The following is a 10,902-nucleotide window of genomic DNA, read 5'->3' on the forward strand; positions in this document are numbered from 1 at the left end:
ATCAATTGCACCAGTGATGACCTTAAAGAGCCGCAAGCTCTTGCTTTACTTTTGCCACTACATCAGCAGGCAACCACTGGGACCAGACGGACTCATAGTTGGTCAGGAAATGCTCCATGGCGATTTCACCATCCGCCTGATTTTCTTCCATCCAGGCCAACAGCTCATTCATCTGCTGATTGGTAAACGAGCGCCCTGCCAGGTACTCATAAGCTGCCGGTGCTTTAACGGCGAAACGTTCGGTGGTAATGGTATTGACCGGCGATGGCGGATACATAGTGACTTTCGGAGACTCACAATCTTCTTTGGTGGTACAGTTGATGTATTCATCTACATCAACACCGGAACCGAAATCCACCTTGACCATTTCATACTTGCCCAGTACTGCCGAGGGTGCCCAGTAATAGCCAAACCAGGCCTCTTCCCGCTCATAGGCTTTGGCAATAGCACCGGACATACCGGCACCGGAACCCGGGTCAACCAGGTCAAACCCATGCTCTTCCAGCTCCAGCGCCCTGAACAAGTTGCCAGAATTAATCTGGCAGTTCCAGCCCGCCGGGCAACCGTAAAAAGCGGACAGGCTGGAATCTTCCGGATGCTTGAAGATTGCTGCTTTCCCTTTAATACCCTTGATGGTTTTCAGCTCAGGGTCTTTTTCTACCATGTATTTCGGTACCCAGAACCCTTCCTCACCACCTTCTGACAGCGAGTTGCCAGCATAGCGAAGGCGCTTTTCCTCGACACCTTTATTGAAAGCCTGCCTCATGGAGTTACTCCACATTTCCGGCGCGATATCCGGCTCTCCTTTTTCAACCATGGAGGTACCTGTCGCCATGGTGTCGCCAGGCACCAGCTCCACATTACAGCCAAAGACATTCTCAAGGATAAATTGATCAACGTGAGCTATCAGCGTTGCCGAGTTCCAGTTCATATCGGCGACTGTGACATCACCGCATTCATCAGCGGACACAGAGGCAGCAAAAGGGAGGGAAACAGCCAGTAAGGCAGCGGCAGACAATTTTCTTTTTAGCATGTGCAATCCTGTTTTTATTAATCCGTTTCTGATACCGGGCAGTGCCTTCCTGGCTCTATGGTGTAGAAAGGGATTAAAAATTTCTGCTCCTGCGGTTTTCCGTACACCGATTAACAGCAGAAATTTTTAAGCCCATTTTCCAGCGCCGAACATTTAACCGTACTTTCCCGTATATCAACTGGGGCACTAACTTACACTTCTAATGATTAGATTTCAAATTACTTTCACCAACACCCCAGAGAAAAAGACCAAAAATCAAACAGCTAAGGTTCTGTCCCGGCAATATCCAGAAGCGGCGCGGCATCGATGGACTCGGCATCCATCATGGCTGCAACCCGCTGCAAAGACGACAAGACCTGTGTTTTCTCCCAGGCCTCCAGCGCCTCAAAGCGCTCAATAAACTGTTCATGCAGTAGCGCCGGCGCTGTTGCCAGTACAGAGCGTCCGAGCTCGGTCAACCGTGCGTTAACAATTCGTTTATCGCTGACACTTCGGACTCGCTCCAGATACTGCCGCTCTTCCAGCCGATTCAAAATGGTGGTTACTGTCGCCTGGCTCAGGGAAACATCCTGGGAAATCCGCTTGACCGTCACATCACCGAGATCGCTGATTGCCTTCAAGACCATGATCTGGGGCGTGGTCAGGCCACAGGCTTTGATCATACGTTTTGAGTGCAGATCCGTTGCACGTATTATGCGTCTTAGAGAAATAAGTACGTCAGTCCAGTAACACGGTTCAGTCATACAATTTACTCATCGAAGAGGTTTAGAAAACAGGCGTATTTATTTGCCACAAAATAAACCGCAAAACAAACAAAATTTGATCTCAAATAGTTTGAACTGTAATATATTTCACCTAGACTCCTAATTAAAGTTGTATACAGGATCCTCTTCATGTTTATCCCCTCAGAGCGTTGACAGGCTTCTTGCACATAGCTCCAAACCCAAACGATCAAATTGATTTTGACTATTCAGCAAGAGCCAGCAACATGTCCCAACCGGAAATCTCTATGCCTTCCAGGCAAACCATCAACCCTCCCGTATTTTTTGGCTCAGCCATGTTAATACTTTTACTGGTGGGCTATACGGTCTTTTTCCCTGAAGATGCCAATAGCCGCTTTACGCATCTACAGTCCAGCATCATGACCAACGCCAGCTGGTTTTATGTCATGGCCGTGGCCCTGATCCTTCTGTGCGTCGCCTTTCTGGGGCTATCCCGATATGGTGATATAAAGCTGGGCCCTGATCATGCCGAACCCTCATTCAGCTTTGGCTCCTGGTTCGCCATGCTCTTTTCTGCGGGCATGGGCATCGGCCTGATGTTTTTCGGTGTCGCCGAGCCGGTTATGCACTTCCTTTCTCCACCGCTGGGTGAGCCTGGTACGGTGGAAGCCGCCAGAGAAGCCATGAAGCTCACCTTTTTTCACTGGGGGCTTCATGCCTGGGCGATTTATGCCATCGTGGCGCTGATTCTTGCTTTTTTCGGTTACCGGCATAACTTGCCACTCACTCTCCGCTCCGCCCTTTACCCCATCATCGGTGACCGTATTTACGGCATTCCCGGCCATATCATTGATGTGTTTGCCATACTCGGCACCATTTTTGGTGTTGCAACTGCGCTGGGTTATGGGGTTTTGCAGGTTAACTCGGGGCTGAACTACCTTTTCGGTATCGACATCAGCACACAGACACAGGTGATTCTGATTGTGGTCATCACGGCACTGGCCACCGTTTCTGTGGCGACAGGCCTTGATAAAGGCATCCGACGCCTCTCAGAAGCCAACCTGCTACTGGCACTGATGCTGTTAGTGATGGTGTTACTGCTCGGACCCACCGTCCTGTTGTTGCAGATGTTCGTGCAAAATACCGGTGGTTATCTGTCTGACATCGTCGGTAAAACCTTCAATCTCTACGCCTATCAGCCCACCGAGTGGCTTGGCGGCTGGACCTTATTCTACTGGGCCTGGTGGCTCTCCTGGTCACCGTTTGTCGGTATGTTTATTGCCCGTATTTCCAGGGGCAGAACCATCCGTGAGTTTGTTACTGGCGTTTTGTTCGTACCAACAGGCCTGACCCTGATCTGGATGACCGCTTTTGGCAATACCGCCATTGATATGATCATGAACCGGGGCATGACCGGTTTGGGTCAGGCCGTAGAAACCGATGTACCCATTGCGCTGTTCAGGTTTCTGGAATATTTCCCGTTCTCAAATGTACTCTCGATGGTAGCCATTGCCATGGTCGTGATCTTTTTTGTCACCTCCTCCGACTCCAGTGCCATGGTTGTCGACATGCTCGCCTCCGGGGGCAACAGTAAAACGCCGCTCTGGCAGCGGGTGTTCTGGTCCAGCCTGATTGGCATTGTAGCCATGGTACTGTTATTGGCCGGTGGCCTGGAGGCCCTGCAAACGGTGACCATCGCCTCAGCACTGCCTTTTTCCATCGTACTGTTGGTGTCAGCTTATGGCTTACTGAAAGCGCTGGCTGTTGATGCAACCAAGAAAGCCAGCCTGGAAAGAACCACACTCACCCCCAAAGTGGGTCATAAACCGATTCCCTGGCAGAACCGGCTGGCGACGATGGTCAGCTTTCCCCGACGGGCCCATGTCAATCGCTTTATTCAGGATGTTGCTCTCCCGGCTATGGAGTCCGTCGCATCAGAACTGAGCAAACAGGGGGTAGAAAGCACGATTCAACTGGATACCGAAAAACAGATACCCAGCCTGGTGGTACTCCACGGCGATGAAGTGGACTTCTTTTACAAAGTGACGCCCCGCTCTTACCTTCAGCCCAGTTTTATGCTGGACGAAGAAGATGAAGAAGAACGCAAATACTTCCGGGCCGAAGTTTTCCTGAGAGAAGGCGGCCAGGGTTACGACATTATGGGCTGGACCAGTGATCAGGTGATTGGTGATATTATCGATCAGTATGAAAAGCACATGCATTTCCTGCACATGGTTCGATAGACTGAACACACCCTCGTTTCCCCGCCCTGTGTGGAAACGAGGTGAACAGTTCGCTATCTAATGTATGGGTAGACAAAGTCAAACTGCTGCCCTGTCAGATTAATGGTCGCTTTTGAATTGTATGTGGTATCGTAACGCTCCATCCAACCATCAGCAGTAATGTGGTAATTGTTCTTGCTGCCATCCCTGCTCAGATGCCCGGACAGATTTCCGTTTAAGGTCTTCCCATACACATTAATCCCTTTAAAGAAAAAGCTGAAATTGACCCCACTGCAAACATTTACCAGATCGGCATGACTGCTATAGGGGATCACTACATACTGCTCTTCACGACCACCCGTTGGCTTAAGCCTGAAACGCATCACCATTATGCCCGCGTGGCTGATATGCAGATAAAGTACCAGTTCAGAGAGCCAGAGTTTTTCAGTTTTGGCAATTCTGTAAGCATCAAAACGATAGGTTCCGGCTGGTATTTGACAGGCAGTAAAGGAGGATAAGTCAGGGGACATCGGCGGCGTATAGGCAGGTGCGGGCTCTGTTCTATAACCATGGTATAAGTAATCCTGCGGGGGTGGGTATAACGGCCCTTCAGGCTGAGGATGGGCCGGCACCTCAGGGTAAGGTGGAGGGGTAAACCGTTCGAGGCCGATTGGTTTACCCAGGACAATCGATGGTAATAAAAGGATAAATGGATACAGTTTCATAACACCACAACCATGACATTATTCTTCCGGGCTAGAAGAATAGGTCATTTACCCGTATTTACAGGATGGCTGTGAAATTAAAAATCAGATTCAGATACCCGGAATAAGTAGCTGGCCATATGGAATCATATATTTCTGGCTACTTGGGCAGGTGCTATGCGAGGCACAACGGAGGGAGCATAGCCGTAGCTATGTGACCGGAGTTGTAACGAAGCACGACTGCATGGATGCAGGAGCTAGAGCAACGCAGGAGCAGTTGCCGAGAGTACCTGAACAAGTAGTCAGAAATATATGATTTCATATGGTTAGCTACTTACATCCGGGCAGTCACCGCGGGCCTACTGAAATGGATTCATTACAGTATCGAGCAGTTCCCACATACTGTTGCGTTTCTGAATTTCGCTGATTGCTCTGCCTTGAATCATCAGTTGTAACAACTCTTGTATATCGTTATGACCGTGATCTTTTGCCCATTTCAGTTTGCTATCCAGTGCCCTGCGGACTTTGTCCGTCGGCTTTGCCCCCGCGCTCAAAATCGTGCCATATAAACATTCTGCGTCATCGTAACGGTCAGTCACTATTGCCCGCTCCAGAGCTTCATTCAGTTTATCCAGAACCCCATCCGTTAGCGTTGCCCCCAGGGCCAGAATGACGCCTGCTAAGCACTCTGCGCCATCGTAATGATCGTCAGCTATGGCCCGCTCCACAGACTCATTCAGTTTACTTACGTCATCGTCCGTCAGCTCTACCCCGGTGCTCTTTATGGTGGATACTAACCGTTCTGCCCGCCCGTAGTTCTGGAAAGCTGCTGCCCCTGCCCATACCAGATGACTCCTCAGTTTTTCCTGGTCATCCTCCGTCAGCTTTGTCTTGGTGCTGACAATCATGGATAGTAACAGCTCTTCCTCATCGTAATGAAGGTGATCTACTGCCAGTATCAGACGGTTACTCAGCGCTATCCGGGTATCCTCCGTCAGCTCTGTCCCAGTGCTGACAATGATGGATAGTAACAGCTTTGCCTTATCGTAAAGACGGTTATCTAATGCCTCTATCAGACCTTTACTCAGTTCTATCCGGACATCCTCCGTCAGCTCTGTCTCAGTGCTTACAAAGACGGACTTTAACAGCTCTGCATTATCGTAAAGACGGTTATCTACTGCCACTATCAGACCTTTGCCCAGTGCTATCCGGTCCTCCTTCGTCAGCTCTGTCCCAGTGCTTACAATGATGGATAGTATCAGCTCTGCCTTATCGTAAAGACGGTTATCTATTGCCACTATCAGACCGTTACTCAGTGCTATCCGGTCATCCTTCGTCAGCTCTGTATCAGTGCTTACAATGATGGATAGTATCAGCTTTGCCTTATCGTAAAGACGGTTATCTACTGCCACTATCAGACCGTTACTCAGTGCTATCCGGGCATCCTTCGTCAGCTCTGTCCCAGTGCTTACCATGAAGGACAGTAACAGCATTGCCTGATCGTAAAAAAGGTGATCTACTGCCTGTACCAGACCGTTACTCAGTGCTGTCCGGGCATCCTCTGTGAACTCTGCCCCAGTGCTTTCAGCGATGAATTGTATCCGTTCTAAAAAATCATACCATCCGTACTTCAATGACAATATCACGCCTTCATTCAGTGTTCTCTGCCCTTCGCTGGTCAGCGTTGGCCCTGTATCCTGAGTAATAATGAGTTGTCGTTGCAGTTCCTGAAAAGGCAGGGTATTGGTCGGTCTTTCCTGATTTGCCACCTCCTTTGCTTCGACGACAAGACCCCATAATTTTACTAACTCAGACAGGCCGCCTTTGAATAATGGACTGACTTTCCTTTCTTCTATTTGATGATGGTTGACACGCACCGGCTTCAGGCAGTCTGTGTTGATGGGATTCGCACAAAAGGCTGTAGCCATCACATCCCGGCAAAATGCTTTACCCAGTGCATCAGCAGGTTGTAGCTGGTCAGCTGGCAACACCAGATCGTAAGTCAGATTCTCAATGGAAATATCGCGCTGTGGCGCAGTTTTTAGAGAATCTGCTTTTAGAGAAGCTGCCGGTTGTTTTTCCTGAGTTACGTCTGGCTGCCTGTTTCGATAATTGCTGGCTAAATCAACTAAGACTGGGAAATTCATTATATAGATCCTTTTGATAATTCTTATTAGATAACAGTTAATGAATTTTGTTCCATTTTTCTACAGATAATCATTTAGCCTATTACGCCTTCGTTTGAAGTTACTGACTGATCTCGGTCAAAGTGGAATTAAAAGTGGAGTTAAAGACAGGATAGAAACGTTATTTCTTATGCTTCACACCGTTACAACGGAACGGTGAAAATTTCACCCTTCCGTTATTTTGTGGTTCTGGAATATTGCCAATTTATTCTGAAGCTTCCAGTTTATCCTGGGTCCTGAGTTCAAAATCAGAAGCATCATGCCGGTTTCTCAGCTGCCCGGACAGTTCACCCCAGGTGCGGTTGACCATTTTCCCACGTTGAACGGCCTCTCGCTGCCCAATATGTCTGGACCATCGAACAACATGTTGATAGTCATCCACCTGAAGAAACTCGGCAGCATCGTAGATTTTGCCATCCACCAGGGCCCCGTACCATGGCCAGATTGCCATATCCGCAATGGTATAATCATCGCCACAGATATAGGTATTGTTTGCCAGATGCTGGTTTAACATATCCAGCTGACGCTTGACCTCCATGGCAAAGCGATCAATAGGGTACTGGTATTTTTCCGGCGCATAAGCATAGAAATGGCCAAAGCCGCCCCCCAGGTATGGACCACTGCCCACCTGCCAGAACAGCCATGAGAGACACTGTGCCCGCCTGGCGGGTTCCGCTGGTAGAAACGCATTAAATTTTTCGGCCAGATAAAGGAGGATGGCTCCTGACTCAAATACCGGTATCTCCACACCGTCGCTTCGATCCACCAGGGCAGGAATCTTCGAGTTAGGGTTTATGCCAACAAAGCCCGAACCAAACTGATCACCTGCCATAATGTCAATCAGAAAAGCGTCATACCCGGCCTCTTTAATCCCCAGCGCCAGCAACTCTTCAAACAGTATGGTGACTTTCACACCATTCGGGGTTGCCAGTGAATAAAGTTGGAATGGATGCTTGCCAACCGGTAACGGTTTGTCAAAACGGGCACCGGCGGTTGGCCGGTTAATGCCACCAAACTGGCCACCATTCTCATTTTCCCAAGTCCATACCCTGGGAGGAACATACGATGCATCTGCCATGGGCAACTCCTTATTCGTTCTTAAGCCCGAAGCTGCCCAGCATAAGATAATTCCCGAAGAAAGGTAAGCGTATTCCCGTATTAAACACAGACATGAAAAGTAACGTGAATCGTTTTCAGGCCTTGATGCAAACAATCTGGATAAAAAGCACAGAGTCATCTATCTATGTCATACATCAAATTCACTGCTTAGTTCTTTCGTTCAAAAAATAACCGGAGTGTTCAAACAATGATAAAAACTGTTGTTGTATCCGTCCTGCTCCTGGCCTGCTTTCTGGTTATGGCCGACCTTGTTCCCTTTTTACTGAAAAACACAGACTCACCTGCTGATAATGAGCAGCCACAGAAAAAACAGGAACACATTATCAAATCAATCGTTTTATTAGTTGGTATTGCGATTATGATCACACTGATCCTGCACTTCTGGCACTGACTCAATCAAATCTGACTGGAGAGTAAAAGTGATGCTGACACAGTGAACACTGACTACATTTATGGGCATGGCTGCTTCCCTGAGTAATTGCAGGGCATTACTGAATACCATTCATTTCGGTGAGTGTACTTTGCATACCATGATTAACCGTTTAAAGCGTATATTTTCCCGACTGGCGTTTCTCTGTGCTGGCCAGAAACCCTCCTTTGAAGGCCCGGGGCTCTCCGGCATTATTGCGGATTGGGTTGAGCCGTTGCTCAGTGAATACAGCGACAGTAATAATGAGATCGAAAACATTATTGATCTGACGTCTAACTGCTGGAATATCGGTGCCTGTCCAAAAGATAACCGGGCTGAGTTATGGGGTCTTCTTATCCAGCCAATCGTTGAAGAACACTTTTATGAACACCGGCATGATCTTCAGGGCAAACTCAGGAAACTGATCAAAGTGAGGGAGAAACTGTATGCTCACGATCCACGCTTCATCCTGGATTTTCGGTTTAAATATCGCCGCTCCCAATTGAGGCTGGATATTTTCAGCACCCGGGACCTGAGCCCGTCCCAGTTTATGGCCGGGCTTGATGCATTAATCCATCAAAGTGAACTCAATGCCTGACTCACGTCTGAACCTTCATGATCTCCGGCCACTGCGTCGTATAAGAAGGACTCAGCACCTGCTGGTTCATATGCCATGGCTGCGCCCGGAAGCCCACTGATGCAGGCCGGAGTGTCTGGCTCCCAAAGCGCTGGTTAATGGCATCCAGCACGGTCATCATCCGGGTATTTTCCGGAATTGCTGCTGCCGTCAGCAAGTCTCCCTGAAAACTTGCACCGGAACAAAGATCCACCAGGGCAAAGCCCGCCTTTTTATACTCGTAACCTTCCTGAAACAGCACGTCCAAAGCCGGATTTAACTGTTGCAGCCAAACCGAGCTATCACTGGTGGGCGATGGAACCATCAGCTTCAGACTCCGTCCGGTTTGCGGGAGATTGGCCTTAAAGGGATCGGTCCTGATAAAAATAATGGCTTCACGGGAATACTGCTGTTGTTTTCTGAGTTTCTCGCAGGCGCGACAGATAAAACTGGCCAGTGCGGCATGAAGTGCCTGCCTGGTAGTGACCCGCTGGCCGAAGCTCCGGGAGCACATAATCTGATGTTTATTGGCTGAACTCCCCTCTTCCCAGGGAATGCAGTACTCCCCCTGAAGTTCACAGACCGTCCGTTCCAACACCACAGAAAACTGTTTCCTGACCCATCGACGATTGGCGTTTGCCAGTTGTGCAGCAGTATGAATACCTGCCGCCTCCAGCCGCTTTCCTATGCGTCGGCCTACTCCCCATACCTCACCAACCGGGGTGATTGCCATTAACCGCTGCTGGCGTATCGGGCTGGTTAAATCCACAACACCACCGGTTGCCGGAAATTTCTTGGCCGCATAGTTAGCGAGTTTGGCCAGTGTTTTGGTGGTTGAGATGCCCACACCAATCGGCAGCCCCGTCCACTGGAATACCCGCCGTTTCATATCCAACCCTATGGCATGCAGATTTGCCAGCGGAAAACCGGAGAGTTCAACAAAGGCTTCATCGATCGAATACACTTCCAGCTTCGGGCTGAACTGTTCCAGCACCGACATAAAGCGGGAAGACATATCGCCATACAGCGCATAGTTGGAGCTTTTCAGTATGATTTCACCACGGGCCACCTGATCCCTGACCTTGAACGCCGGTGTCCCCATGGCAACGCCCAGGGCTTTCAGTTGCGCTGTTCTGGCAACGATACAGCCATCATTATTGCTGAGCACTCCCAGGGCTTTACCCAGCAGGGATGGATTAAAGACCTGCTCGCAGGAACAGTAAAAAGCATTGGCATCACAGAGGGCAATAACGTCCTTCATCGCAGGTGGTGAATGACTTCAGTGACCACACCCCAGACATTGAGCCCTTCTTCAGAGTCCAGTTTAATCGCAGGGTAGTCGGGGTTTTCCGAGTGCAATTCCGGTTTGCCATGGCAATAGACCAGGCGTTTTACAATCAGCTCACCGTCCAGCAAGGCCAGTATCACATCACCGTCTCCCGGAGTGAGGGAGCGATCAATAATCAGAATGTCACCATCAAAGATGCCAGCGCCTTCCATGGATCGCCCCTGGGCCCGGGCAAAAAAAGTCGCTGCCGGATGACGGATCAACAGCTGGTCCAGGGAGAGCGTATCTTGCAGGTAGTCAGCTGCCGGGCTGGTGAAGCCACAGGCAGCCGGGCTCTGGTAAAAGGGCAATGTCTCTGGCAAAGGTCGTGGAAGGATCTGGATCGGCTTCATGCCATTCAATCTCATCAACTGTTTATTTATACAGTATAAGCATTTAGCGGTTAAAAGAAAACGGATGCACTTTGGAGGCAGGAGAGCTGTTCCGCAAGCCGACTCTGATCGACTTGCAATGGAGCATCTTTGCTTCTCCACCTGACACACCATCAATGGAACCTGACAATCATTTTGAGGTCAAACAGCGACATTAATAATCTAGTGCAGA

Annotated in this window: 10 protein-coding genes; 3 read left to right on the plus strand and 7 right to left on the minus strand. The window is 49.3% G+C overall.

What is annotated here, in order from left to right; translation table 11 throughout:
• Positions 1 to 22 precede the first annotated feature (22 nt).
• A complete protein-coding gene (locus tag ACO6UX_RS15215; protein ID WP_422448975.1) occupies positions 23 to 1,033 on the minus strand; it encodes an ABC transporter substrate-binding protein in 1,011 nt (336 codons plus the stop codon).
• A gap of 263 nt (positions 1,034 to 1,296) precedes the next feature.
• On the minus strand, positions 1,297 to 1,776 hold the full coding sequence (locus tag ACO6UX_RS15220) for a MarR family winged helix-turn-helix transcriptional regulator (protein ID WP_422448977.1): 480 nt from the start codon (positions 1,774 to 1,776) through the stop codon (positions 1,297 to 1,299).
• A gap of 245 nt (positions 1,777 to 2,021) precedes the next feature.
• Here ACO6UX_RS15220 and ACO6UX_RS15225 point away from each other — a divergent pair, with 245 nt between their 5' ends.
• Entirely contained in the window at positions 2,022 to 3,998 is a 1,977-nt protein-coding gene (locus tag ACO6UX_RS15225; RefSeq protein WP_422448979.1) for a BCCT family transporter, read from the plus strand.
• A 53-nt stretch (positions 3,999 to 4,051) separates the two neighbouring features.
• Here ACO6UX_RS15225 and ACO6UX_RS15230 read toward each other — a convergent pair whose 3' ends face one another.
• The 3 genes from ACO6UX_RS15230 to yghU all read right to left on the minus strand — a co-directional run bounded on the left by ACO6UX_RS15230 (position 4,052) and on the right by yghU (position 7,945).
• Entirely contained in the window at positions 4,052 to 4,702 is a 651-nt protein-coding gene (locus ACO6UX_RS15230) for a hypothetical protein (RefSeq protein WP_422448981.1), read from the minus strand.
• 338 nt (positions 4,703 to 5,040) lie between these two features.
• On the minus strand, positions 5,041 to 6,828 hold the full coding sequence (locus ACO6UX_RS15235; RefSeq protein WP_422448983.1) for a hypothetical protein: 1,788 nt from the start codon (positions 6,826 to 6,828) through the stop codon (positions 5,041 to 5,043).
• 244 nt (positions 6,829 to 7,072) lie between these two features.
• Positions 7,073 to 7,945: a glutathione-dependent disulfide-bond oxidoreductase gene (gene yghU / locus ACO6UX_RS15240; RefSeq protein ID WP_422448985.1), complete on the minus strand. Its 873-nt coding sequence runs from the start codon at positions 7,943 to 7,945 to the stop codon at positions 7,073 to 7,075.
• Positions 7,946 to 8,173: 228 nt separating this feature from the next.
• Here yghU and ACO6UX_RS15245 point away from each other — a divergent pair, with 228 nt between their 5' ends.
• A complete protein-coding gene (locus tag ACO6UX_RS15245) occupies positions 8,174 to 8,377 on the plus strand; it encodes a hypothetical protein (RefSeq protein WP_422448987.1) in 204 nt (67 codons plus the stop codon).
• A gap of 61 nt (positions 8,378 to 8,438) precedes the next feature.
• Positions 8,439 to 8,993, plus strand: a complete 555-nt coding sequence (locus ACO6UX_RS15250) for a hypothetical protein (protein WP_422448989.1) — start codon at positions 8,439 to 8,441, stop codon at positions 8,991 to 8,993.
• 1 nt (position 8,994) lies between these two features.
• On the opposite strand, the gene ACO6UX_RS15255 is transcribed toward ACO6UX_RS15250, so the two are convergent.
• The gene (locus tag ACO6UX_RS15255) at positions 8,995 to 10,272 is read right to left on the minus strand and encodes a Y-family DNA polymerase (RefSeq protein WP_422448991.1); all 1,278 of its coding nucleotides are present in this window, start codon (positions 10,270 to 10,272) and stop codon (positions 8,995 to 8,997) included.
• Positions 10,269 to 10,691 carry a LexA family protein gene (locus ACO6UX_RS15260; RefSeq protein WP_101746738.1) on the minus strand — a complete coding sequence of 141 codons (423 nt, stop codon included), beginning with the start codon at positions 10,689 to 10,691 and terminating at the stop codon, positions 10,269 to 10,271. Before ACO6UX_RS15260 ends, ACO6UX_RS15255 begins: the two co-directional genes overlap by 4 nt.
• Between the last annotated feature and the right edge of the window lie 211 nt (positions 10,692 to 10,902).

Source organism: Endozoicomonas sp. ALB091 (assembly GCF_049310265.1).
Lineage (GTDB): Bacteria > Pseudomonadota > Gammaproteobacteria > Pseudomonadales > Endozoicomonadaceae > Endozoicomonas.